Origin of the sequence: Streptomyces sp. NPDC047085 (assembly GCF_040643735.1) — a bacterium.
GTDB lineage: Bacteria > Actinomycetota > Actinomycetes > Streptomycetales > Streptomycetaceae > Streptomyces.
This window is the reverse complement of record NZ_JBEYUW010000015.1, coordinates 43076-67110: the sequence shown is the minus strand read 5'-3', so window position 1 is coordinate 67110 and position 24035 is coordinate 43076. Positions and strand designations below refer to the sequence as shown.

At 71.3% G+C, this 24035-nt stretch carries 23 protein-coding genes and 1 pseudogene; 15 read left to right on the top strand and 9 right to left on the bottom strand.

The genetic code is table 11. The annotated features are described in order from the left end of the window. Positions 1-3 precede the first annotated feature (3 nt). From ABZ865_RS35940 to ABZ865_RS35930, 3 genes are all read left to right on the top strand, one after another. On the top strand, positions 4-1251 hold the full coding sequence (locus tag ABZ865_RS35940; protein ID WP_361239835.1) for a HAMP domain-containing sensor histidine kinase: 1248 nt from the start codon (positions 4-6) through the stop codon (positions 1249-1251). Between the two features lie 393 nt (positions 1252-1644). Next, positions 1645-1941 carry a DUF4193 domain-containing protein gene (locus ABZ865_RS35935; protein ID WP_005481602.1) on the top strand — a complete coding sequence of 99 codons (297 nt, stop codon included), beginning with the start codon at positions 1645-1647 and terminating at the stop codon, positions 1939-1941. Between the two features lie 13 nt (positions 1942-1954). Beyond that, the gene (locus ABZ865_RS35930; RefSeq protein WP_361239833.1) at positions 1955-2869 is read left to right on the top strand and encodes a hypothetical protein; all 915 of its coding nucleotides are present in this window, start codon (positions 1955-1957) and stop codon (positions 2867-2869) included. Positions 2870-2897: 28 nt separating this feature from the next. On the opposite strand, the gene ABZ865_RS35925 is transcribed toward ABZ865_RS35930, so the two are convergent. After that, a complete protein-coding gene (locus ABZ865_RS35925) occupies positions 2898-3353 on the bottom strand; it encodes a DUF3093 domain-containing protein (protein WP_361239831.1) in 456 nt (151 codons plus the stop codon). 58 nt (positions 3354-3411) lie between these two features. Here ABZ865_RS35925 and ABZ865_RS35920 point away from each other — a divergent pair, with 58 nt between their 5' ends. The 7 genes from ABZ865_RS35920 to ABZ865_RS35890 all read left to right on the top strand — a co-directional run bounded on the left by ABZ865_RS35920 (position 3412) and on the right by ABZ865_RS35890 (position 10066). Further along, the gene (locus ABZ865_RS35920) at positions 3412-3996 is read left to right on the top strand and encodes a PaaI family thioesterase (RefSeq protein ID WP_361239829.1); all 585 of its coding nucleotides are present in this window, start codon (positions 3412-3414) and stop codon (positions 3994-3996) included. Beyond that, a complete protein-coding gene (dut, locus tag ABZ865_RS35915) occupies positions 3993-4574 on the top strand; it encodes a dUTP diphosphatase (protein ID WP_361239827.1) in 582 nt (193 codons plus the stop codon). The genes ABZ865_RS35920 and dut overlap by 4 nt, the downstream gene beginning before the upstream one ends. Position 4575: 1 nt before the next feature. After that, complete coding sequence (locus ABZ865_RS35910) at positions 4576-5337, top strand: DUF3710 domain-containing protein (RefSeq protein WP_361239825.1); 762 nt, start codon at positions 4576-4578, stop codon at positions 5335-5337. A 223-nt stretch (positions 5338-5560) separates the two neighbouring features. Continuing rightward, on the top strand, positions 5561-8119 hold the full coding sequence (locus tag ABZ865_RS35905) for a sensor histidine kinase KdpD (protein WP_361239823.1): 2559 nt from the start codon (positions 5561-5563) through the stop codon (positions 8117-8119). Beyond that, positions 8113-8832, top strand: a complete 720-nt coding sequence (locus ABZ865_RS35900) for a response regulator (RefSeq protein ID WP_361239821.1) — start codon at positions 8113-8115, stop codon at positions 8830-8832. The genes ABZ865_RS35905 and ABZ865_RS35900 overlap by 7 nt, the downstream gene beginning before the upstream one ends. Before the next feature lie 64 nt (positions 8833-8896). After that, positions 8897-9295: an OB-fold nucleic acid binding domain-containing protein gene (locus tag ABZ865_RS35895; protein ID WP_100828699.1), complete on the top strand. Its 399-nt coding sequence runs from the start codon at positions 8897-8899 to the stop codon at positions 9293-9295. Between the two features lie 3 nt (positions 9296-9298). Beyond that, on the top strand, positions 9299-10066 hold the full coding sequence (locus ABZ865_RS35890) for a DUF3159 domain-containing protein (protein WP_361239820.1): 768 nt from the start codon (positions 9299-9301) through the stop codon (positions 10064-10066). 75 nt (positions 10067-10141) lie between these two features. Here the strand turns inward: ABZ865_RS35890 and ABZ865_RS35885 are convergent, their stop codons facing one another. The 3 genes from ABZ865_RS35885 to ABZ865_RS35875 all read right to left on the bottom strand — a co-directional run bounded on the left by ABZ865_RS35885 (position 10142) and on the right by ABZ865_RS35875 (position 11795). After that, positions 10142-10813, bottom strand: a complete 672-nt coding sequence (locus ABZ865_RS35885) for a TrkA family potassium uptake protein (RefSeq protein ID WP_100828701.1) — start codon at positions 10811-10813, stop codon at positions 10142-10144. Next, positions 10813-11484 (bottom strand): TrkA family potassium uptake protein, encoded by a 672-nt coding sequence (locus tag ABZ865_RS35880; RefSeq protein ID WP_361239818.1) that lies wholly within the window; start codon positions 11482-11484, stop codon positions 10813-10815. The genes ABZ865_RS35885 and ABZ865_RS35880 overlap by 1 nt, the downstream gene beginning before the upstream one ends. A gap of 173 nt (positions 11485-11657) precedes the next feature. Beyond that, positions 11658-11795 carry a hypothetical protein gene (locus ABZ865_RS35875; RefSeq protein ID WP_361239816.1) on the bottom strand — a complete coding sequence of 46 codons (138 nt, stop codon included), beginning with the start codon at positions 11793-11795 and terminating at the stop codon, positions 11658-11660. A gap of 195 nt (positions 11796-11990) precedes the next feature. Here ABZ865_RS35875 and ABZ865_RS35870 point away from each other — a divergent pair, with 195 nt between their 5' ends. From ABZ865_RS35870 to ABZ865_RS35855, 4 genes are all read left to right on the top strand, one after another. After that, complete coding sequence (locus ABZ865_RS35870; protein WP_361239814.1) at positions 11991-14039, top strand: APC family permease; 2049 nt, start codon at positions 11991-11993, stop codon at positions 14037-14039. 187 nt (positions 14040-14226) lie between these two features. Continuing rightward, positions 14227-15558 (top strand): TRAM domain-containing protein, encoded by a 1332-nt coding sequence (locus ABZ865_RS35865; RefSeq protein ID WP_361239812.1) that lies wholly within the window; start codon positions 14227-14229, stop codon positions 15556-15558. Positions 15559-15800: 242 nt separating this feature from the next. Further along, a complete protein-coding gene (locus ABZ865_RS35860) occupies positions 15801-16232 on the top strand; it encodes a hypothetical protein (RefSeq protein ID WP_361239810.1) in 432 nt (143 codons plus the stop codon). 15 nt (positions 16233-16247) lie between these two features. After that, a complete protein-coding gene (locus tag ABZ865_RS35855; protein WP_361239808.1) occupies positions 16248-16955 on the top strand; it encodes an alpha/beta hydrolase in 708 nt (235 codons plus the stop codon). Between the two features lie 48 nt (positions 16956-17003). Here the strand turns inward: ABZ865_RS35855 and ABZ865_RS35850 are convergent, their stop codons facing one another. Beyond that, positions 17004-17378, bottom strand: coding sequence for an SsgA family sporulation/cell division regulator (locus ABZ865_RS35850; protein ID WP_351806050.1), 375 nt, complete (start codon positions 17376-17378; stop codon positions 17004-17006). A 249-nt stretch (positions 17379-17627) separates the two neighbouring features. On the opposite strand from ABZ865_RS35850, the pseudogene ABZ865_RS35845 reads away from it, so the two are divergent. After that, positions 17628-17741: pseudogene (locus ABZ865_RS35845) on the top strand (alpha/beta hydrolase); the annotation flags it as partial. A 258-nt stretch (positions 17742-17999) separates the two neighbouring features. Here ABZ865_RS35845 and ABZ865_RS35840 read toward each other — a convergent pair. From ABZ865_RS35840 to ABZ865_RS35825, 4 genes are read right to left on the bottom strand one after another with little or no spacing between them, the layout of a single operon-like run. Then, positions 18000-19631 (bottom strand): ATP-binding cassette domain-containing protein, encoded by a 1632-nt coding sequence (locus ABZ865_RS35840; protein ID WP_361239806.1) that lies wholly within the window; start codon positions 19629-19631, stop codon positions 18000-18002. Further along, positions 19628-21343 (bottom strand): ATP-binding cassette domain-containing protein, encoded by a 1716-nt coding sequence (locus ABZ865_RS35835; protein ID WP_361239804.1) that lies wholly within the window; start codon positions 21341-21343, stop codon positions 19628-19630. Before ABZ865_RS35835 ends, ABZ865_RS35840 begins: the two co-directional genes overlap by 4 nt. Beyond that, positions 21340-22590 carry a cytochrome d ubiquinol oxidase subunit II gene (locus ABZ865_RS35830; RefSeq protein WP_361239802.1) on the bottom strand — a complete coding sequence of 417 codons (1251 nt, stop codon included), beginning with the start codon at positions 22588-22590 and terminating at the stop codon, positions 21340-21342. Before ABZ865_RS35830 ends, ABZ865_RS35835 begins: the two co-directional genes overlap by 4 nt. After that, positions 22587-23954 carry a cytochrome ubiquinol oxidase subunit I gene (locus tag ABZ865_RS35825; protein WP_361239800.1) on the bottom strand — a complete coding sequence of 456 codons (1368 nt, stop codon included), beginning with the start codon at positions 23952-23954 and terminating at the stop codon, positions 22587-22589. The genes ABZ865_RS35830 and ABZ865_RS35825 overlap by 4 nt, the downstream gene beginning before the upstream one ends. Positions 23955-24035: the final 81 nt, after the last annotated feature.

The following is a 24035-nucleotide window of genomic DNA, read 5'->3' as shown; positions in this document are numbered from 1 at the left end:
GCCGTGGCCGCGACGCCCGCGCCGCCCCAGGCGCCCCCGAAGCCCACCTGGGATCCCAGGAAGCCGCAGCCCCCCTTCCCCTGGCTGCGCCCCACCATCCGGATACGCCTCACGCTGCTGTACGGAGGCATGTTCCTGATCGCCGGCATCCTGCTGCTGTCGATCATCTATCTGCTGGCCGCGCAGGCGATCAACACCGGCAACCAGCCGCTGTTCAAGATCGTCAGCTTCGACAACCTGCAGGTCTCCAGCTCCAGCTGCCCCGCGATCAACACCACTCGCCTGTCGCTGTCGGACTTCAACGACGCGATCGCCCACTGTGTGGACCAGCAGCGTCAGACGGCCCTGGACGACCTGCTCAGCCGCTCGCTCTTGGCCCTGCTGGGGCTCGCGGTGATCGCCTTCGCGTTCGGCTACGCGATGGCAGGCCGCGTCCTGTCCCCGCTCGGCCGGATCACCCGCACCGCCCGTCAGGTGGCCGGATCCGATCTGTCCCGCCGGATCGAGCTGGACGGTCCGGACGACGAGCTGAAGGAGCTGGCGGACACCTTCGACGACATGCTGGAGCGGCTGGAGCGCGCCTTCACGGCCCAGCAGCGCTTCGTCGGCAACGCCTCCCACGAGCTGCGCACGCCCCTGGCGATCAACCGCACGCTCCTGGAGGTGCACCTGTCGGACCCGAACGCGCCGGTGGAGCTGCAGCAGCTCGGCAAGACGCTGCTGGCCACCAACGAGCGCAGCGAGCAGCTGGTGGAGGGCCTGCTGCTGCTCGCCCGCAGCGACAACCAGATCGTCGAGCGCAAACCCGTCGACCTGGCCGAGGTCGCCACCCAGGCCATCGACCAGGTGCACGGCGAGGCGGAGGCCAAGGGCGTCGAGATCCGCGGCGAGCGGAGTCCCGCCGTGGTGCAGGGCAACGGCGTGCTGCTGGAGCGGATCGCGCTGAACCTCGTCCAGAACGCGGTGCGCTACAACGTGCCCGAGGAAGGCTGGGTGGAGGTCACCACCGAGGTCGAGCACGGTCAGGCCGTGCTCACCGTGTCGAACACCGGGCCGGTCGTGCCGGCGTACGAGATCGACAACATCTTCGAGCCGTTCAGACGCCTCCGTACGGAGCGCACGGGCAGCGACAAGGGTGTGGGTCTCGGACTGTCCATCGTGCGGTCCGTGGCGCGTGCCCACGGCGGTCACATCACGGCGCAGCCCCGTGAGGGCGGCGGTCTGGTGATGCGCGTCACCCTGCCGCTGTGACGAGGATCCGACACACGCGGAGGAAGTTCGCTTTGCGCGGAATTTTCCGACCACCTGGTGAGGTTTCTCTTGTGTGATCGATCACACGGGCGGATTTTCGGCCATGTACTCTCCGTGATCATGACAGTCGGTGGAAAGCCGGGAAAATCCGGGTTTTCAGGGCTCTTGATCACGGGAAGTACACGGTGAGGCGCCTTTGAGGTGCGACGTTGGAACCGTGTACGGTCCTCACCGCCATCCAAGCCGATCACTCTTGAGGGGTCGGATTGGGTGTCGATTGAGTAACAGACCTTGATGTGAGGCAAAATCTCCGCCTCAGGTCGGGCACAAGTCCGGCCTCTCACGCGTTACGTGCGCTGGAGACACCGCAGACACCCAGAGGGGGAGAGCGACATGGCAACCGATTACGACACTCCACGCAAGACCGACGACGACGTCGACTCGGACAGCCTTGAAGAGCTGAAGGCTCGCCGGAACGACAAGTCCACCTCCGCGGTGGACGTCGACGAGTTCGAGGCCGCCGAAGGCCTCGAGCTGCCGGGCGCCGACCTCTCGAACGAGGAGCTGGCCGTCCGCGTGCTGCCGAAGCAGCAGGACGAGTTCACCTGCATGAGCTGCTTCCTGGTGCACCACCGCAGCCAGCTGGCCCGGGAGAAGAACGGCCAGCCGATCTGCCGCGACTGCGACTGAGGACGGGTCGGCCGTGACTGGCTCGACCCCTCCGCGGAAGCACCGCTTCCCCTTCGGGGGAGCGGACCCAGGGCCGTCCGACGGCCCGCACGGCGCGCGTGACGACGAGCGGGGCTCATCCGAGCCGGGAGCCTCGCTCGAGCCGTCGGCCGACGGGCACGACCTGCCTGCGCCGGCGCAGGAGCACGCTGCCAGGGGCCGGGCCGCGGCGATCCGGGAGAAGGCCCGGCATCTGGCCACGGAAGGCGCCCGCAGGGGCGTCGACCACGCCAGGGCGGGCCTGGCCTACGTCGCGGACCGGATCATCGACATCGCCCCGCGCATCCCCGTACGCGACCTCGCGACGCTGCGCAGGCAGTTCCCGGACGCCGGGCCCGAGCAGCTCGCCGACAAGCTCGTGGCGGGCGCCGCGACCGGCACCTCGACGGTCGGCGCGGGCATCGGAGCGGCGGCGATGCTGCCGGTGCCGCCCGCCATGCCGACCGAGCTGGCCGCGGAGATCACCGCGGTCGCCGCGATCGAGCTGAAGCTCATCGCCGAGCTGCACGAGGTGTACGGCGTACGGCCGCCGGGGAACCTCAAGACCCGCAGCACCGCGTACCTGTCCTCCTGGGCGGGGGAGCGCGGGATCGACGTGATGAAGCCGTCGACGATCGACTCGGCCCTCGGGGGCCGGATGAAACGCGAACTGCGTCAGCAGGTCATGAAGCGGATGGTGCGGGACCTGCCCAGCCTCATGCCGTTCATGATCGGCGCGGCGGTGGGGGCGGCGATGAACCGCCGCGACACCAAGAAGCTCGCCGCGCGGGTGCGTGAGGATCTGCGGAAGATCCAGGTGCCGTGGGAGGAGCTGACGGAGCTGCCGCCGCTGGAGAAGCCGGCGGATCCGCTCCGGCTCGGGGAGATCCCCAAAGAGCTCGGGAAGTGACGGCGAAGACGCCGCTCGGGGGCGGGCGCTACTTCCGCGCCGCCTCGATCGCCGCCGCCAGGCGCTCCGGCTCCCGCGTCGACAGGTACAGGTACGGCGTCGGGTCCTCCGGGTCCGTGACCTCGACGCGCAGCGCGGTCGGGATGTAGGCGCGCAGCAGCAGGAAGGCGCGGGTGTCGGCCTTGTAGGTGCGCCAGGCGCGGGCCTCCTCCGGGTCCAGCACGTGCGACGTGCCGAGCGCCGCCACCGGGATCTTCGCCTCGCCCGCGATCAGGGAGTCGCCCACGACACGGATGCGCGGGGAGCCGTACGCGCTGGCCACCACCGCCGCCGCGGCCGTACCGCCGACCAGGCCGCCGAGCAGCGGCAGGGTGCCGAAGGGGAGCAGGATCAGGGCGAACGAGACGCCCACGAGGAAGCTGATCAACCACCACGAGCGGGGGGCGGTGAGGCGTTCTTCGTAGGGGGTGGCGGAGAGCTGCATGAAGCCAAGCTTGGCACGGTGTCCGGGAACGGCGGACGCGCGGGTAAGGTCTGCGCCTGTGAGTGGTAGTTCCGCAGCTCTTCAGCCTCCCGCCGACGCCGTACCACCGGTACGGCACCCCGACGCTCCCGCGCCCGGGGAGCTTCTCGGCGCCCACTACGAACACTGTTTCGGTTGTGGCCCCGGGCAGCCGCACGGGCTGCTCCTGGAGGCGCGCGCCGGCGAGGGTGTCTCGCTGACCGCCGAGTTCACCGTCCAGCCCGCCCACCAGGGCGCCCCGGGCCTCGCGCACGGAGGTGTGCTGGCCACCGCCCTCGACGAGACCCTCGGCTCGTTGAACTGGCTGCTGCGGACGATCGCCGTCACCGGCCGGCTGGAGACAGACTTCGTGCGCCCGGTCCCGGTAGGCACCACGCTGCACCTGGAGGCCGAGGTCACCGCCGTCGCCGGGCGGAAGATCTACTCGACCGCCACCGGACGCATCGGCGGCCCCGACGGCCCCGTCGCCGTCCGCGCCGACGCCCTCTTCGTCGAGGTGAAGGTCGACCACTTCATCGACCACGGCCGCACGGAGGAGATCCAGGCCGCCATGAGCGACCCGGACCAGACCCGGCGTGCCCGCGCCTTCGAGGTGAACCCGTGAACCCCGAGCAGCACCTCACCGGCCCGGCGCGCCGCGATCCCCTGAACGTGCAGATCCGCCGCCTGGACCCGGACGTACCGCTTCCGGCGTACGAGCACCCCGGGGACGCCGGAGCCGATCTGCGCACCACCGAGGCCTGCGAGCTGGCGCCCGGTGAGCGGGCCGTGCTGCCCACGGGTGTGTCGATCGCCCTCCCGGAGGGGTACGCGGCCTTCGTGCACCCGCGATCCGGTCTCGCCGCCCGCTGCGGTGTCGCCCTCGTGAATGCCCCGGGGACGGTTGATGCCGGGTACCGTGGGGAGATCAAGGTGATCGTGGTGAACCTCGACCCGCGCGAGTCCGTGCGGTTCGAGCGCTTCGACCGGATTGCCCAACTGGTCGTCCAGCAGGTCGAGAGGGTCCGCTTCCAGGAGGTCGCGGAGCTTCCCGATTCGGCGCGGGCCGCGGGGGGCTTCGGGTCCACCGGTGGTCACGCCGCGGTGGGCGGCGGAAGCGGCACAAGCGGTCAGGCCGCCATGGGCGGTCCGACGGGTGGGAATCGATACGCTTCGGTCGTATCCGACCGGGAAGGACAGTGACGTGTTCGGACGTCGCAAGAAGAAGGGTGCCGCCGAGGACGCGGCCGGCGAGGCCGAGCAGGTCGTCGACAGCGTCGACACCGAGGCGGACGAGGTCGAGGCCGAGCGCGAGCGCGTCCGGCTGGAGCCGGGACCCCGGCCCGAGGGGCCGTGGGACGACTCCGAGGTGCGCGACCCGGCCGAGGGCCGGGTGGACCTCGGCGGTCTTTTCGTGCCGGGCGTCGACGGCATGGAGCTGCGGGTGGAGGTCGCCGGTGACGCGATCGTCGCGGCGACCGTCGTGCTGCGCGACAGCGCCATCCAGCTCCAGGCCTTCGCCGCGCCCAAGCGCGAGGGCATCTGGGGCGAGGTCCGCGAGGAGATCGCGGGCGGCATCACCCAGCAGGGTGGCATCGTCGACGAGGTCGAGGGGCCGCTGGGCTGGGAGCTGCGTGCCCAGGTGCCGGTGCAGCTGCCGGACGGCACCGGCGGCTTCCAGGTCGTACGGTTCGTCGGCGTGGACGGCCCGCGCTGGTTCCTGCGCGGTGTGATCTCCGGGCAGGGCGCGGTGCAGCCGCAGGCGGCCGGCGTGCTGGAGCAGATCTTCCGGGACACGGTCGTGGTGCGCGGCGAGGGCCCGATGGCGCCCCGCGACCCGATCGTCCTCAAGCTGCCGAACGACGCCCAGATGGTCCCCGAGGGCGTCCAGCAGGAGGAGGGCTCGCGCTTCTCCGGCGGCATGGGCCAGCTGCAGCGCGGACCGGAGATCACCGAAGTCCGCTGAGACCGAAGTCCGCTGAGATCGGGTCTGCTGACACCGGACGGCTGAGGGCCGTACCCCCATGGGGTGCGGCTCTCTCGCATGCGGGCACCGAAGTCGACGGTGTGCGCGCCCGTCAGAGTTGTGTCAAAGACCCCTGTTGAACGGCTCATCGTCCCGTTTGTCCACATCGTTGGTCGTAAGGTCGACGCTGCGTACGCAGCAGCCACCGGAAGACAATGGAGCCATGGGACGCGGCAAGCTTCGGATCTACCTCGGCGCGGCACCGGGCGTGGGCAAGACCTACGCGATGCTCTCCGAGGCGCACCGCCGCATCGAGCGGGGCACCGACTGCGTCGTCGCGTACGTCGAGCACTACGACCGGCCGCGCACCGAGGTGATGCTGCACGGCCTGGAACAGGTCCCGCGCCGGGAGCTCGGGTACCGGGACAGCACGTTCACCGAGATGGACGTCGACGCGGTGCTGCGCCGCGCCCCCGCCGTCGCCCTGGTCGACGAGCTGGCGCACACCAACATCCCCGGCTCGCGCAACGCCAAGCGCTGGCAGGACGTCGAGGAACTCCTCGCGGCCGGCATCGACGTGGTCTCCACGGTCAACATCCAGCATCTGGAGTCCCTCGGCGACGTCGTGGAGTCGATCACCGGGGTGCGGCAGCGGGAGACCGTCCCCGACGAGGTCGTACGGCGGGCCGACCAGATCGAGCTGGTCGACATGTCCCCGGAGGCCCTGCGCCGTCGCATGGCGCACGGCAACATCTACAAGCCGGACAAGGTCGACGCGGCGCTCTCCAACTACTTCCGTCCCGGCAACCTGACAGCTCTGCGTGAGCTGGCCCTGCTGTGGGTGGCCGACCGGGTCGACGAGTACCTGAACGCGTACCGCAGCGAGCACCAGGTCTCGAAGATCTGGGGCTCGCGCGAGCGGATCGTGGTCGGCCTGACCGGCGGCCCGGAGGGCAGGACGCTGATACGGCGTGCCGCGCGTCTGGCGGAGAAGGGGGCCGGCGGCGAGGTGCTCGCGGTCTACATCGCCCGTAGCGACGGCCTGACCGCCGCCTCCCCGAAGGAGCTGGCCGTCCAGCGCACCCTGGTGGAGGACCTGGGCGGCACCTTCCACCACGTCGTCGGCGACGACATACCCGCCGCCCTGCTGGACTTCGCCCGGGGCGTCAACGCCACCCAGATCGTGCTGGGCTCCTCGCGCCGCAAGGCCTGGCAGTACGTCTTCGGGCCCGGCGTCGGCGCCACGGTGGCCCGCGAGTCCGGCCCCGACCTCGACGTCCACATCGTCACCCACGAGGAGGTCGCCAAGGGTCGCGGACTGCCCGTCGCCCGGGGCGCCCGGCTCGGCAGGACCCGCATCGTCTCGGGCTGGCTGGTCGGCCTGGTCGGCCCGGCCGTGTTCGCCCTGCTGCTGAACACGGTCGACCTCGGCCTCGCCAACGACATGCTGCTGTTCCTGGCCGTCACGGTCGCGGCGGCCCTGCTCGGCGGCCTGCTGCCCGCCCTGGCCTCGGCCGCCTTCGGCTCGCTGCTGCTGAACTACTTCTACACCCCGCCCCTGCACCGGCTGACGATCGCCGACCCGAAGAACATCGTGGCCATCGCGATCTTCTTCGGGGTCGCCGTGTCCGTGGCGTCGGTGGTGGACCTCGCCGCCCGGCGCACCCACCAGGCGGCCCGGCTGCGCGCCGAGGCCGAGATCCTGTCCTTCCTCGCGGGCAATGTCCTGCGGGGCGAGACAAGCCTGGAGGAGCTGCTGGAACGGGTCCGGGAGACCTTCGCCATGGAGTCGGCCGCCCTGCTGGAGCGGGCGAGCGACGTCGACCCCTGGACCTGCGCGGGCCGCGCCGGACTCGGTCCGGAGCTGGAGCGGCCCGAGGACGCTGACGTCGACATGCCGATAGGCGACCACATGGCCCTCGCGCTGACCGGCCGGGTGCTGCCCGCCGAGGACCGCCGGGTGCTGGCCGCGTTCGCCGCGCAGGCCGCCGTCGTCCTGGACCGCCAGCGGCTGCGGCACGAGGCCGACCAGGCCCGGGCGCTCGCCGAGGGCAACCGCATCCGCACCGCCCTGCTGGCCGCCGTCAGCCACGACCTGCGCACCCCGCTGGCCGGCATCAAGGCCGCCGTCTCCTCGCTGCGCTCCGACGACGTGGCCTGGTCCGAGGAGGACCAGGCGGAGCTGCTGAAGGGCATCGAGGACGGCGCCGACCGGCTCGACCACCTCGTGGGCAACCTGCTCGACATGTCCCGTCTCCAGACCGGCACCGTCACCCCGCTCATCCGCGAGATCGACGTGGACGAGGTCGTGCCCATGGCGCTCGGGGGCGTCCCCGAGGACAGCGTCGACCTGGACGTCCCCGAGACGCTGCCCATGGTCGGCGTCGACCCCGGACTGCTGGAGCGGTCCGTGGCCAACCTGGTGGAGAACGCCGTCAAGTACAGCCCGCCCGGATGCCGCGTCCTGGTGTCCGCCAGCGCGATGGGGGACCGGGTCGAGGTGCGGGTGGTCGACCGCGGGCCCGGCGTCCCCGACGAGGCCAAGGACCGCATCTTCGAGCCCTTCCAGCGCTACGGCGACGCCCCGCGCGGCGCCGGGGTCGGCCTCGGCCTCGCGGTCGCCCGTGGCTTCGCCGAGGCCATGGGAGGGACCCTGAACGCCGAGGACACGCCGGGCGGCGGGCTCACCATGGTGCTCAGCCTCCGGGCGGCAGGACCGCGTCCCGAGGCCTTCACCACGGGGCGGGACATCGCAGAACCAGAAAGGCAGGCCCAATGCTGAGCCCGACCGGGGGCACCCCCCAGACCCCCACGAGGGTGCTCGTGGTCGACGACGAGCCGCAGATCGTGCGCGCCCTCGTGATCAACCTCAAGGCACGCAAGTACGAGGTCGACGCCGCTCCCGACGGCAGGACCGCCCTCGAGCTCGCCGCCTCCCGCCATCCCGACGTGGTCGTCCTCGACCTGGGCCTGCCGGACATGGACGGCGTCGAGGTGATCAAGGGCCTGCGCGGCTGGACCCGCGTGCCCATCCTGGTGCTGTCCGCCCGCCACTCCTCCGACGAGAAGGTCGAGGCGCTGGACGCGGGCGCCGACGACTACGTCACCAAGCCCTTCGGCATGGACGAGCTGCTCGCCCGGCTGCGGGCCGCCGTGCGCCGGGCCGAGCCGGTCGGGGCCGGCGACGACGACGTGACCACCGTGGAGACCGAGGGCTTCGCCGTCGACCTGACCGCGAAGAAGGTCAACCGGGCCGGCAAGGACGTCCGGCTCACCCCGACCGAGTGGCACCTGCTGGAGGTGCTGGTCCGCAACACCGGACGCCTGGTCAGCCAGAAGCAGCTGCTGCAGGAGGTGTGGGGGCCGTCGTACGGGACGGAGACCAACTACCTGCGGGTGTACATGGCCCAGCTGCGGCGGAAGCTGGAGGCGGACCCGTCGCATCCGAAGCACTTCATCACCGAGCCGGGCATGGGGTACCGCTTCGAGAAGTGAGCGGGGGCTCCCGGGAAGTGAGCTGGGCTACGGCGCTGTCGGTGCACCCCGGTACGCTTCAGATATGACTGCTGTTCCTCGTTCCGAAAAGTCGGCCGGCCGGTTCCGGCGCATGCTCGACCGGCTCTCCTCCTCGCAGGAGGACCTGGAGTCCGAGGAACTGCGGGAGGACGCCGAGACGGCCGGGTGTACCCGGATCGGTGACTGTCAGGACCGCCAGATCGTCACCGTAACTGGTACCTTGCGCACGGTCACCCTGCGGCCGCGCGCCGGGGTCCCGGCCCTGGAGGCCGAACTGTTCGACGGCTCCGCCGCGCTGGACGTGGTGTGGCTCGGCAGGCGCTCCATCGTGGGCATAGAACCGGGGCGCAAGCTGATCGCATCGGGCCGGATCTCGATGAGCCGGGGCCGCCGGGTGCTGTTCAACCCGAAATACGAACTGCGACCCCTCGGACGGGAGTAGCCGGTGACGTCCCTCGACAAGCCGACCCAAGACGCCGCTGAGGCGCCGACCGACGACGCCCGGGCGGTGACCGAGGCCGCGCTGTTCGAGGCGTTCGGCGGTGTCCGCGGCATGGTCGAGACGGTCCTGCCCGGCCTCCTCTTCGTCGCGATCTTCACCGTCGACAAGAACCTGCACGTCTCGGCGATCGCCGCGCTGGCCGTGTCCCTGGTGCTGGTCGTGGTCCGGCTGGTGCGCAAGGACACCGTCAAGCACGCCTTCAGCGGTGTCTTCGGCGTGGCGTTCGGCGTCGTGTTCGCGATGTTCACCGGCAACGCCAAGGACTTCTACCTCCCCGGCATGCTCTACACGCTGGGCCTGGCGCTCGCCTACATCATCACGACCCTCGCCGGTGTCCCCCTGATCGGCCTCATCCTCGGCCCGGTCTTCAAGGAGAACCTCTCCTGGCGCACCCGCAACCCCGGCCGCAAGAGGGCCTACGCGAAGGCCAGTTGGGCCTGGGGTCTGATCCTGCTCGCCAAGTGCGCCATCCTCTTCCCGCTCTACTGGTGGTCCGACACCACCAAGCTCGGCTGGATCCTGGTCGCCCTGAAGATCCCGCCGTTCCTGCTGGCGGTCTGGCTCACCTGGGTCTTCCTGGCGAAGGCGCCCGCGCCGATCGACGTCTTCGCGGAGATGGAGGCCGAAGAGAAGGCGGAGGAGGAGCGCAAGGCCGCGCTGGCCGCCGAGGGCGGGGAGCCGACGGGCGGACGGCACCGCCGGGGGGCGTAGGACAGCCGTCGTACGACGAGAAGGGCGCCCTTGGCATCGAGGGCGCCCTTTCGCTGTCCTGGCGGCTGCTGCGGCTCAGCCTTCCTCGCGCCGCACCGACAGCAGGTCCTCCAGCTGCTCCTCGCGGGCCTGGGCGGCCACGAAGAGGAGTTCGTCGCCCGGCTCCAGGGAGTCCTCCTTGGACGGGGTCAGGACACGCGTGCCGCGGATGATCGTGACCAGGGAGGTGTCCTCGGGCCACTCCACGTCGCCGACCTGGGTGCCGGCCAGCGCCGACTCCTCGGGCAGGGTCAGCTCGACGAGGTTGGCGTCGCCGTGGCTGAAGCGGAGCAGCCGGACCAGGTCGCCGACGCTCACCGCCTCCTCGACCAGGGCGGACATCAGACGCGGGGTGGAGACGGCCACGTCCACGCCCCAGGCCTCGTTGAACAGCCACTCGTTCTTCGGGTTGTTGACGCGGGCGACGACGCGCGGGACGCCGTACTCCGTCTTGGCGAGCAGCGAGACGACCAGGTTGACCTTGTCGTCGCCGGTCGCGGCGATGACGACGTTGCAGCGCTGGAGCGCCGCCTCGTCCAGGGACGTGATCTCGCAGGCGTCGGCCAGCAGCCACTCCGCCTGGGGCACCCGCTCCACCGAGATGGCGGTCGGGGCCTTGTCGATCAGCAGGACCTCGTGGCCGTTCTCCAGCAGCTCGCCCGCGATCGAGCGGCCGACGGCGCCGGCTCCGGCAATGGCGACCCTCATCAGTGACCGCCCTCCTCTTCCGGGCCCCCGGCGAACGCCGCCTCGACCTTCTCGACGTCGTCGGTGCGCATCATCACGTGCACCAGGTCACCCTCCTGCAACACCGTCTGCGAGGTGGGCAGGACGGCCTCGCCGAGTCGGGTCAGGAACGCCACCCGGACGCCCGTCTCCTCCTGCAGCTTGCTGATCTTGTGGCCGACCCACTTGGCGGAGGCGTGCACCTCGGCGAGCTGGACGCCTCCGCTGGGGTCGCGCCACAGCGGCTCGGCGCCCGCGGGCAGCAGGCGGCGCAGCATCTGGTCGGCGGTCCAGCGGACCGTGGCCACGGTGGGGATGCCCAGGCGCTGGTAGACCTCGGCGCGGCGGGGGTCGTAGATGCGGGCCGCCACGTTCTCCACGCCGAACATCTCGCGGGCCACGCGCGCGGAGATGATGTTCGAGTTGTCACCGCTGGAGACGGCGGCGAAGGCGCCGGCCTCCTCGACGCCCGCCTCGCGCAGGGTGTCCTGGTCGTAGCCGACTCCGGTGACCCGGCGGCCGCCGAATCCCGGGCCGAGCCGGCGGAAGGCGGTGGGGTCCTGGTCGATCACTGCGACCGTGTGGCCCTGTTGCTCCAGGGTCTGGGCAAGAGCGGAGCCCACTCTTCCGCAGCCCATGATGACGATGTGCACGACCGTCCTTCCGGTGTCCAAAAGTTGCTGCTCAGCATCAGGGTCTCAGACCGACGCCCAAAGCTACACAAGGGCGCTGCGGCGCGGGCACCCTTGTGCCAGAGTTGCGACGATCACTGTCGGCGATCATCCCCCACGCGCGGTGACGCCACTCGTCTCCGCGCCCGTCGGCGTCACTCGTCCCCGGCCGGTGCCGGCACGCTCACCGGTGGCACCCGTCGCCGCGTGATACTGCGCACGCTGCACGCGGTCAGGATTCCGAGGCAGATGAGGGCGACCGTGGCCCCGATCAGCTCTGCGGTCGCGGGCATGGAACCTCCGAAGTCCGATGAACAGGCGGGGTTTGCCATCTAGGCACGCAGAGCGCGCGGACCGCGGAATCCGTAGTTCTATACGCCCGCGATTTCACTCGTGAGGCAGATCGGGGGGCTTTCGCCCCACTCGATCGAAGTCGAGGGCGGGGGAGGGTGGGCGGCCGGCTGTTCGAAGGCTTACGATCCTCTGTCGTGTCCAAACTGACCGACGTGCCCAAACGGATCCTGATCGGGCGCGCACTGCGCAGTGACCGGCTGGGCGAAACGCTCCTGCCGAAGCGCATCGCCCTCCCCGTCTTCGCTTCCGACCCGCTGTCCTCCGTCGCCTACGCGCCCGGAGAGGTCCTGCTGGTCCTGTCCGTCGCTGGCGTGTCGGCGTACCACTTCAGCCCCTGGATCGCGGTCGCGGTCGTCGTGCTGATGTTCACCGTGGTCGCCTCCTACCGGCAGAACGTGCACGCGTACCCGAGCGGCGGCGGCGACTACGAGGTGGCGACGACCAACCTCGGCGCCAAGGCCGGCCTCACGGTCGCCAGCGCCCTGCTCGTCGACTACGTGCTCACCGTCGCCGTCTCCATCGCCTCCGGCATCGAGAACCTCGGCTCCGCGGTCCCCTTCGTGGTCGAGCACAAGGTGCTGTGCGCGACGGCCGTGATCGTCCTGCTCACGCTGATGAACCTGCGCGGCGTGAAGGAGTCCGGCAAGCTCTTCGCGATCCCGACGTACGTGTTCGTCGGCGGCGTCTTCATCATGATCGCCTGGGGCGCGGTCCGGGGCCTGGCCCTCGGCGACACCATGCGGGCCCCCACGGCGGACTACCACATCAAGGCCGAGCACCAGGGCCTCGCGGGCTTCGCGCTCGTCTTCCTGCTGCTGCGCGCCTTCTCCTCCGGCTGTGCCGCGCTCACCGGCGTGGAGGCCATCTCCAACGGCGTGCCCGCCTTCCGCAAGCCCAAGTCGAAGAACGCGGCCACCACGCTCGCGATGATGGGCCTGCTCGCCGTCACCATGTTCTGCGGCATCATCGCCCTCGCGATGACGACGAAGGTCCGCATGGCCGAGCACCCGGCCACCGACCTGATCCACAACGGCAGCCCGGTCGGCTCCGGCTACGTCCAGAACCCGGTGATCTCCCAGGTCGCCGAGGCGGTGTTCGGCAAGGGCAGCTTCCTGTTCGTCCTGCTGGCGGCCGCCACCGCCCTGGTGCTGTTCCTCGCGGCCAACACGGCGTACAACGGCTTCCCGCTGCTCGGCTCGATCCTCGCCCAGGACCGGTACCTCCCGCGCCAGCTGCACACCCGCGGCGACCGCCTCGCGTTCTCCAACGGCATCGTGCTGCTGGCCGGCGCGGCGGCCCTGCTGACCGTCATCTACGGCGCCGACTCGACCCGCCTGATCCAGCTGTACATCGTCGGCGTGTTCGTGTCCTTCACGCTCAGCCAGACCGGCATGGTCAGGCACTGGAACCGGCACCTGGCGACGGAACGGGACCAGGCCAAGCGCCGCCACATGATCCGCTCCCGCGCGATCAACGCGTTCGGCGCCTTCTTCACCGGCCTGGTGCTGGTCGTCGTCCTGGTCACCAAGTTCACGCACGGCGCCTGGGTCGCCCTGCTGGGCATGGTCATCTTCTACGCGACGATGACGGCGATCCGTAAGCACTACGACCGTGTCGCCGAGGAGATCGCGGCCCCCGAGGGCCCGAGCGACGACAGCGTCCGCCCCTCCCGGGTGCACTCGGTCGTCCTCATCTCCAAGATCCACCGCCCCACCCTGCGCGCCCTGGCCTACGCCAAGCTGATGCGCTCGGACACCCTGGAGGCGCTCACCGTCAACGTCGACCCGGCGGAGACCAAGGCGCTGCAGGAGGAGTGGGAGCGGCGCGGGATCGACGTACCGCTGAAGGTGCTCGACTCGCCGTACCGCGAGATCACGCGGCCGATCATCGAGTACGTCAAGAGCCTGCGCAAGGAGTCCCCGCGCGACGCGGTCTCCGTGATCATCCCCGAGTACGTGGTCGGCCGCTGGTACGAGCACCTGCTGCACAACCAGAGCGCCCTGCGCCTGAAGGGCCGCCTGCTGTTCACGCCCGGCGTGATGGTGACCTCCGTCCCCTACCAGCTCGCCTCCTCCGAGGCGGCCAAGCTGCGCGCCCGCAAGCGGCAGGAGTGGAACGCCCCCGGCGCGGTCCGCCGCGGCCCGGCGACGGAGCGTCCGAAGGAGCCGGTCGCAGGCGACTGAGGGGCCCAGGGCGCCGAAGTCCGGAGTGCCAAGGGAAGGCCGTAGACTGGTGGGCTGTTGTCAGGCCCACCGGCTGCGGCCGCTTCCTTTTCCGCCGTCGCTGCCGCTGTCGCCGGCTGCCATCTGTTACTGGCTGCCGTCTGTCATCCGTGTCCGCTGTCCTCTCCCGATCAGGAGTCACCCCACCATGCAGGCAGAACCGACCACGTCTCTGGTGGGCGCGGAGTACGAGGTCGAGATCGGCCCCGTCGCCCACGGCGGCCACTGCATCGCCCGTACCTCCGAGGGCCAGGTGCTGTTCGTCCGGCACGCGCTGCCCGGCGAGCGGGTGGTGGCCCGGGTGACCGAGGGCGCTGAGGGCGCCCGCTTCCTGCGCGCGGACGCCGTCGAGATCCTGGAGGCCTCCAAGGACCGCGTCGAGGCCCCCTGCCCCTTCGCCGGCCCCGGCCGCTGCGGCGGCTGCGACTGGCAGCACGCCAAGCCGGGCGCCCAGCGCCGTCTGAAGGGCGAGGTGATCGCCGAGCAGCTCCAGCGGCTCGCGGGCCTCACGCCCGAGGAGGCCGGCTGGGACGGCACGGTGATGCCGGCCGAGGGCGACAAGCTGCCGGCGGGACAGGTGCCGCAGTGGCGCACGCGCGTCCAGTACGCGGTGGACGCCTCGACGGGCAAGGCGGGCCTGCGCCGGCACCGCTCGCACGAGGTCGAGCCGATCGACCACTGCATGATCGCCGCCGAGGGCGTGACCGAGCTGGGCATCGAGAAGCGCGACTGGACCGGCATGGAGTCGGTGGAGGCCATCGCGGCGACGGGCTCGCAGGACCGCCAGGTCGTCCTGACCCCGCGCCCGGGCGCCCGCCTTCCGCTGGTCGAGCTGGACAGGCCGGTCTCGGTCCTCCGGGTCGACGAGAAGTCCGGCGGCGTGCACCGGGTCCACGGCCGCCCCTTCGTCCGCGAGCGCGCGGACGGCCGCACCTACCGGGTCGGCAACGGCGGCTTCTGGCAGGTCCACCCGAAGGCCGCGGACACCCTGGTGACGGCGGTCATGCAGGGCCTGCTGCCCCGCAAGGGCGAGATGGCCCTCGACCTCTACTGCGGCGTCGGCCTGTTCGCCGGTGCCCTCGCCGACCGGCTCGGCGAGAAGGGCGCGGTCCTCGGCATCGAGTCGGGCAAGCGGGCGGTCGAGGACGCGCGCCACAACCTGGCCGACTTCCCCCGGGTCCGCATCGAGCAGGGCAAGGTCGAGTCGGTCCTCCCGCGCACCGGCATCACCGAGGTCGACCTCATCGTCCTCGACCCCCCGCGCGCGGGCGCCGGCCGCAAGACGGTCGAACACCTCTCCTCCCTGGGCGCCCGCCGCATCGCCTACGTCGCCTGCGACCCCGCCGCACTGGCCCGTGACCTGGCCTACTTCCGGGACGGCGGGTACCGGGTGCGGACGCTGCGGGCGTTCGATCTGTTCCCGATGACGCATCATGTGGAGTGCGTGGCGATTCTGGAGCCTGCCGCAAAGGGTCTCTGACCTGCGGTTTTATTGGGTTCCCCATGGCTTGGCCGGTTGTGCTCGACCTGTTTCCCAAAGTGCACGACGTGAACCACGTCAGGTGCCCATGAACGTCGTTGGCCTGCTGTTTTGCGAGCCATGCCGGGGCGACGGATCTACCTCCCGGGCCGGGGCTCGCTCGGCGCCAGGTCGTCTTGACGCTGAGTCGACGCTCGTTCTGACTGTCTGTCAGCGCTGTCGCGCCGGACGAGGGACTCCGGGTGGCAGTTGCTCCATGTCGGCTCAGACTGCGAGCCGGTTCCCGAGTCGACACCGACGGCATCGACCTGGCTTCGCCGCCGGCGGCCGAACCTGGCGAGCTGGCCTTGGCCGGCCTGCCCGGTGGCAGCGCGGACCCTCGTAACGAGTGGGTGATCCGCGAGGTCCCGGCCGACATCGTCGTCGAGGCCACGTACACCGATCTCGACGACGGTGAGCCCGCCCTCTCCCACGTGCGATGGGCGGAGTCCGGCAAGCACGTGTGCACCACCAGCAAGGGACCGATCGCTCTGGTCGGCCGGCAGCCCGGGCAACTGGCCGCCGAACACGGTGCCAGCTTCGAGTTCGAGGGCTCGGTGCTCAGCGGCACTCCCATCCTGCGCAGGGCTCAGCGCCTGTTCGGCGGGCTGGAGATACCGGGGTGCAGGGCATGAACGGCACCTCGAACTGTGCATGGGCTGGGCTGGATGCTGACCGACGCGTACGCGCACCGGCACATGGTCGGGGACCTGGTGCTGGGAGCGGACGCCGCCGTGGTCGTCCCCGAGTACGACGTACCGGAGGACGCGTGGCATCCGAGTGCCGTCGAGCGGGCGCACACCGTCGCCCGGTGGATCGCCCGCCACGGCGAGCAGTGCCGGCTGGACGGGAGCAGGATGGCGGTCGTCGGCGCCAGCGCGGGCGCTCATCAGGCCGCCGCGCTGACGATCGTGGCGCTGGAGCGCGGCGGGCCGAGCTTCCGCCACCAGGTGCTGGTCTGCCCGGTGACCGACGCGGCCATGGACACCCCTTCCTGCCGGGACTTCGCGGACGGGTACTTCCTGACCCGGGCCGCCATGTCCGAGTACTGGCAGCAGTACGCGCCGGACCCGGAAACCCGGACGCACGGCATCGTCTCCCCGCTGCGCGCACCGTCCCGCCGGCTGCGCGGCCTGCCGCCGGCCCTCGTCCTCATCGCCGAGGCCGACGTGCTCCGCGATGAGGGCGAGGCGTACGCGGCGCGTCTGCGGGAAGCCGAGGTCCCGGTCGTGTCGATGCGCTACCACGGGACGATCCACGGATTCGTGCTGTTCGACCTGCTCCGCGGCTCGCACGCCTCCCAGGTGGCCCGGGTGCAGGTGACGGACACCTTGTACATCGTCCTGCACGCGGCCTGACCCCGGCTGCGCCTGTAGGCCGTCACCCGGATCGCGCCGGGCGGCGTCTCACTCGTGGCCGGCCGTGAGCCGGTCGATGACGCGGTCCACATCGATGTGGTGGTGCTCGGTGCCCGGCGGCACCAGCGCCGCGGACCGGCGCAGGAAGTCCGTGACCACGAGGGCGTGGACCGCGAGAAGCGCCGCCCCGGTGCGGGTCCTGAAGAGGATGCGGACCGACTCCGGACGGCGGCGGTGCCGCGGGATAACCACCACGTCTCCGATTCCCGTGGGCCGGTGGAGTCCGTCCGCGAGCAGCGACCGGGCGAAGACCCAGTCGACGGAAGGGGCCGCAGGGGCGCCCATGGACAGGCGCACGGCATACGGGTCGGCCACGTCGTAACGGAGTGCGGCGGGGAGCGGTACCCACGCTTCGCCGGCCACGCTGATATGGACTTCCGTGGGAAAGACGATCGAGCACGCATCCGCGGAATCGGAAAGAGGGATTATCACTCCGCCCCCTGTATCTGACTGTTCGTACGGTTGTGGACGACCGTAAGCCGCGGCTGCTCCGTTGCCTTGCCGACAAGTGCACCGGGGGTTGTCCGAAAAGGCACTTGTGCGGCACGCGTGTTCCCGGAGTGCACGGATTCCGCTCGCCCCTCGCCCTTTCCGCTTCACGCCGGTGACAACGTCTACGCCCCGCCGAACCCGCTGCGCGGTGTCGCCCAGGACGCCGAGACGCTGTCCGACTTCCTGGCGACCATCTCCGGTCCAGTGGTCCTCGTCGGCTACTCCTACGGCGGGGGATCACCAACGCGGGGTGAAGAGCCCTGGGTGGGGGAACCACCGGCGTCACGCGTCGGAGCGGTGGCGAGGGGTGAGCCTCGAATCCGACCGGTTCGCCTTCGACGGGGGACGGACGGCGCCGGGGTATCGCCCGAGGAGGTGGCGATGCATCTGATCCCGGACTCCGAGACCGACTGACGCAACGACAGTAAGGGGCCAGGGCCGAACACGGCCTTGGCCCCTTCCGTGCGCCGCCGGTACAGCCCCGTACGGGGACTACGCGCACGCCCGCTCCACGGCCCGTCCGAGTCGTACGACGGCATCCGCAGCGCCCTCCAGCAGGCCGAGGTCCTGTTCCTGGAGGGCGATCACCAGCGCGGTCTGCGGCAACGCCCGGGGCAGCGCGGCCAGGAGCGCCTCGGCGGTGGCGCGGTCCAGGCCCGCCACCGGCTCGTCGAGCAGCAGGATCCGAGGACGCCTCAGTACGGCGCGGGCCGTGGCGAGGCGCCTTCGCTGCCCTTGGGACAGCAGACGGCCGCCAGGACCCACCGGCGTCTGCAACGGAAGCGCCGACAGGCCGACCACTTCCAAAGCGGCCCGCAGTGCGGCGGTGTCGGCCGACGGTGCCGCCTGGCGGAGGTTGGCCGCGATCGTGTCGTCGGCCAGCCAGTCGTCTGCCTCGACGAGGGTGAGCGTCTCGGCGGCGGCCTCGGCGGACAGGTCGTGCAAGGGAGTGCCGTCGAGGAGGACGGTGCCGGCGGGCGCCGGTTCGCGCCCGGCGAGTTGGCCGAGCAGGGTCGACTTCCCGCTGCCATTGGGGCCGGTGATCAGGACGAGGGCGGGACCCGCGGCGGTCAGGGTGAGTGCCGTGAGGGAGCCGACGAGCGGAAGGCCGACCACGTCGAGGATGCCCTCGGTCGCCTGCTGCCGGCCCGCCGGGTGCGCCTCGGTGGCGAGGGGGGCCAGCCGCCCGGCCGCGTCCTTGGCCTGAGTCAGGTGCTGGGCCAGTCGCGGAAACCGTTCCAGCAGCTCCCATCCGGCGGCTATGAGCAACACCTCGCCGACTGCCACCGCGATCGGCTGGGCCGGGGCTGCGCGCAGGGCGATGACCAGGACCGCCGCCTGGCCGAGCGCGGCGAGGAGACGCAGTGCCAGGCGGCCCTGCCGCTCGGCCCGGGCCGCGGCCCACTCGGCGGACTCGACCGCCGCCATGGCGCTCGTGGCCGTTCGCCGTGCCAACGGCACCGCGTCCAGGCACCGCAGCTCGTTGAAGGCCGTCCGGCTGCCCAGCAACACGGTACGCAGCGCGGCCCTGGCTGCGGCGGCGTCGGCGAGGTGGGTGCGCGCGCGGAAGTGAAAGCGGCGGACGCAGGCGAGGCCGACCGCCCAGACGGCCAGTTCGGTCAGGCCCAGGATCGGCATCGCCCACAGCAGCAGGACATCGACCAGGCCCGCGGTCGCGAGCGCGGCCGTCAGCGGGGCGAGGGCGTTCGCCGGCAGGCCCGCGACGGTCTCCACATCGGCTGTGAGCCGGGTGAGCAGCGTTCCGTCGCGCTCGGCGCGCAACTGACGGGGCGTCAGACCGGCGGCGCCGCGTGCCAGCAGGGCCCGCAGGGCCACCTGGGTGTCCAGCAGGGTCCGGTGGTTGACCAGGCGTTCCAGGTAGCGCAGACCGGTGCGGGTGAGGGCCAGGGCCCGGACCGCACCCGAGGGATACATCCAGGACCACGTGGTGTTGGCCTGGAGGGTGACCACAGCACACGTCGTCAGGAACCAGCCGGACACCCCGAGCAGCGCGGCCCCGCTGACCTCCGCCGCGGCGGCGCACAGCACGCCGGTCAGCAGGGCGCGGCGGGAAGTCGCCGTACGCAGCAGCCGCCATGCGCTGATCCCGTTCACCGGCTTCATCGGGTCCTCCCGTGGTCCAGCCTGACGACCTGGTCCGCAAGCGTCAGCAGCGCGGGGCTGTGGGTGGCGAGCAGGACCGTACGGTCGCGGGCCAGCGTGCGCAGCGCGGACAGGACGCGCCGCTCCGCCTCCGGCTCCAGGTGCGCGGTGGGTTCGTCCAGGCACAGCAGCGGCGCGTCTTGCAGCAACGCCCGTACCAGGGCGAGCCGTTGGGACTGGCCGGAGGACAGGCCGGAGCCGCGTTCGCCGAGCGGGGTGTCCAGTCCCCGCGGCAGCGCGGCGAGGAGGTCCTCGAAGCCGAGGGAGGCGATGGCGTCCAGCAGGTCGTCGTCGTTCGCGGCGGGCCTCGCCAGTAACAGGTTCTCGCGCAGGGTACCCGGCAGCAGGTGCGCGGGCTGGCCCACCCAGGCGACCCGGCCGGGGTCGGCGGGGACGGGCCGGCCGTCCAGCACATGGAACGCGCGCCCGCCGCGCGGCGCGTACAGCCCGGCCGCGACGGCGAGCAGCGTGGACTTCCCGGCCCCGCTGGGACCGGTCACGGCGAGGCACCGCCCCGGCGCAAGACGCAGCTCGACGCCCTTCAGCGCCGGTACCCTCCGGCCTGGATGACGAACCGTCACCATGTCCAGGCGCAGTCCGGGCGGCGCGGTGGCACATTGTGGAGCCGGTGGCACCGCGGTGACCTCACGCCCCGCGTCCAGCACTTGGCCCAGCAGGCCCGCCGCGGCACTCGCCCGCGCGCGGGCGTGGTACCCGGCGGCCAGTTCCCGGGCCGGCGCGAAGTAGGCGGGCACCAGGACCAGCACGAACAGGGCGGCGGACAGGCTCATGTGGGCCGGTACGACGGGCAGGGACAGATAGTCGAGCAGTACCAGTCCGCAGTAGGTCGCCACCACGGCGAGGGTGCCGGTGATGAGCAGTTCGACCCACGCGGTCGACAGGAAGGCGATGCGCAGCACCTTCTCAGTGCGTCCGGCGACCTCCCGGTCGTTCCGGGCCAGCTCGTCGGCCGCTCGGTCGTGCGCCCCGAGCCCGACCAGGGTGGGCAGGCCGCGCAGGTGGTCGAGGAGCCGGGCCCGGTGGCCGCGGATCGCGGTCAGCTGGGCGCGTACGGCGGTCTGGGTGCCGAGGCCGATGACCTTGAGGTTGGCGGGCAGCAGAGGAGTGGCGGCCAGCACGAGCAGGGCGACGAACCAGCTGCGGGCGGCGATCGCCGCCAGGACGAGGCCGCTGCCGAGCAGCATGCTGGTCCGCGCGGGCAGGTAGTCGGTGAGCCAGTCGGTCAGCTCGTCCACCTCCCCGTCGACGGCCTGGATCACGGCCGCGTCGTCGGCCTCGGCAGAGGCCGGGCCGTGCGCGGGCAGCGCCGTCTCGACGAGCCGCCCGCGCAGGGTCTCCCGTACGGTACGCGCGCCGTGCGCGGCCGCAGCGTCGCCCGCGGCCAGCAGGACGGCGCGTAGGGCGACGCCACCCGCGATCAGCAGCGCGGGCGGCAGCACGGCGGACGCGGGGCCGCTATGCAGGGCGGACAGGCCGCGCTCGGCGCCCCAGGACAGCCCGCCCGCCCACAGAACCGTCCCGAGCTGGGCCGCGCCGCGCAGCAGCCCCGCCCGGCGCAGCTCCGCTCGGCCGGCGTCCGCCCACCCCCTGAGCCGGGCGGTAGGCACCGCGTCCCCGGCCAGTTCGTCCAGGAGCACGTCCGAGGCAGTCACGAGGCGCTCTCCGCCTCGGCGTCCGCGTCGAAGTATCCGGCACGCCGGTCCCGGCGGTCACCCGCGATCCACGCCGCCATTGCCGTACCGCCCAGGACGGTGATGCCGACAGGACCGATCCAGTCCGCCACACCGCCGAAGACGTCCTGGGACAGGGCGGTGGCCAGGATGCCGAGCACCACCAGCGGGATCCGTCGTACGACCGTCCGCCCGCCGCCTTCGGACACGGTGGGGGCCGTCAAGGGGCGGGTGCGGACGGGCAGCGGCGGGAGCGGACGCTCCACCGGATCTGTGTACTTGCCGCGGAAACTCCGCCAGGCGTAGAGGTTGTAGGCCAGCACGAACGGCATGCACAGCCCGACGCCCAGGACCAGGAAGAGCTGCGAGGAGTGCGGGCTCGCGGCCTGGTGGACGGTCAGCGCGGACGGTACGACGACCGGTGCGGTGAGCGCCAGCAGGCCCAGCATCCCGCAGACCGTCATCGTGGCCACGGCGGCGAACGGCCGCCAGTCGGGGCGCTGCCCGAAGCCGTACCACGCAACCGCACAGGCCACGGCGGCGGCGCCGACCGCGAGCCAGATCAGTACGGCCCGCAGGGGTTGGTCGAGAGCGAACCGCTGCGGGTCGGCGCCCGGCAGCAGCAGGCCGAGGACGACCGCCATCAGCGCCGTGGCCACGAGCAACGCCCGCCCGGCGCGCCGGACTTCCGGCCTCGACCATCCCTCGGTCTTGTCCTGCAGCCAGGCGGCACCGGCCAGCAGGTACACGGCGACCAGGCCCAGTGCGCACAGCACGCCGTAGCGGCTGAGCCAGTCGAACGCCCCGCCCTGGAAGACGCCGTCGCGCTGGTGCGGGCCGGTGAGCACGGTCCCGAGGACGAGCCCCTGGCACACGGCCACGGCGAGCGACGCCCCACCGAACAGCAACGCCCAGCCCCGCCGGTAGCCGCCGGCCGCGCTGTGCATCTCCAGGCCGAGGCCGCGCAGGATGACGGCGATCAGCATGCCGGTCAACGGCAGGTAGACGGCGGGCAGGACCACGGCGTAGACACCCGGCAGTCCGGCCCACAGGACGACCCCGGCCAGAATGAGCCAGCTCTCGTTGGCGTCCCAGGCGGTGGCGACGATCTCGCCGTACTCCCGTCGGCCGCGCGGCCAGGCTGAGCATGCCCACCCCGAGGTCGTAGCCGTCCAGGACGACGTACATGGCGAGGGAGAAGAGGACGAGCGCGTAACTGGCGTACTCAAGCAACGAGGGCCTCCGATGCGTCGGGCGCGGCGGGGCCCGTGGGCAGGGCCTCGGGGCCGGCCTTGACCGTGCGGACGATGTAGCGGGCCCAGATGGCCAGCAGGGTGAGATAGAGCAGGACGAAGCCCGCCAGGCTGACGGTGACTTCGAGGACACTGAGGTGGGAGACCGCGTCGGCGGTGCGTAGTTGGCCGTAGACAACCCAGGGCTGGCGACCCGTCTCGGCGACGATCCAGCCGCCGGTGATGGCGATGATCCCGGCCGGGGTCATCCACACCAGCCACTTGAGGAAGCGCCGCGAGTCGAACAGGCGGCGCCGCATACGCAGGACCACGCCCGCGAAGGCCGTGCCGAACATGAGCAGCGCGGTGAAGTACATCGCGCGGAAGCCGTAGAAGGTGGTCCACATGTTGGGGCGTTCACCGGGCGGGGTCAGCAGCAGGCCGGGCGTGTTCGTCTTGCCGCTGAGGTCCTGGGCGATGGCCGAGCCGAGGTAGGGGATCTCGACGTGCAGCCTGTTCTCGCCCTTGTCGGTGTCGGGGACGACGAACAGGTTGTAGCCGTTGTTGTCGCTCTTCCAGTTGCCCTCGAACGCCTCCAGCTTGGGCAACTGGTGCTGACCCATGAAGACCGCTGTGCCGTCTCCCACGTACAGCTGAATCGGCATCAGCACGCCCAGCACACCGAGCGCGATGGACAGACAGCGGCGGGCCATGGGCTGGGCGTGCACCCGGTTCTTCACCAGATACCAGGCGGAGATCCCGCCGACGAACCAGGCGGCGCTGATCAGCACGGCCAGCAGCATGTGCGGGAAGCGGTGGGCGAAGGCGGGATTGAGCAGGATGCCGGCCCAGTCCCGGGCGTGGAACTGGCCGTCGGCCTTCTCGTAGCCGACGGGGTCCTGCATCCAGCTGTTGGCCGACAGGATCCAGGTGGTGGACAGCAGCGTGCCGAAGGCGACCATCCAGCTGGCCAGGGCCATGGTGCGGGGGCGGATCCGTCCGTCGCCGTACAGCATCAGGCCGATGAACCCCGCCTCCAGGAAGAAGGCGGTGATCACCTCCATGCCGATCGTGACCCCGATGACCGGACCCACAGCGTGGGCGTAGACGCCCCAGTTGAGGCCGAACTCGAACGTCATCACCGTGCCGGCGACGACGCCCAGGCCGAAGCCGACGGCGAAGATCTTCTTCCAGAACCGGAAGATCTGCAGATACAGGGGGTTGCCCGTGCGCACGTAGACCGAGTACACGACCGCGAGGAGCACGGACAGGCCGACGGTGAGCGCGGGGAAGGTCATATGGAAGATCGCGGTGATCGCGAACTGCCATCGGGACAGTTCGACGACGGTTGCGGAAGCCATGGGTACTCCGGGGAAGCAGAGGGGACTGCCACGCTAGGCAGCCGACCGGGTACGGCGATTGCCTCTCAGCGCCCGTGCAGT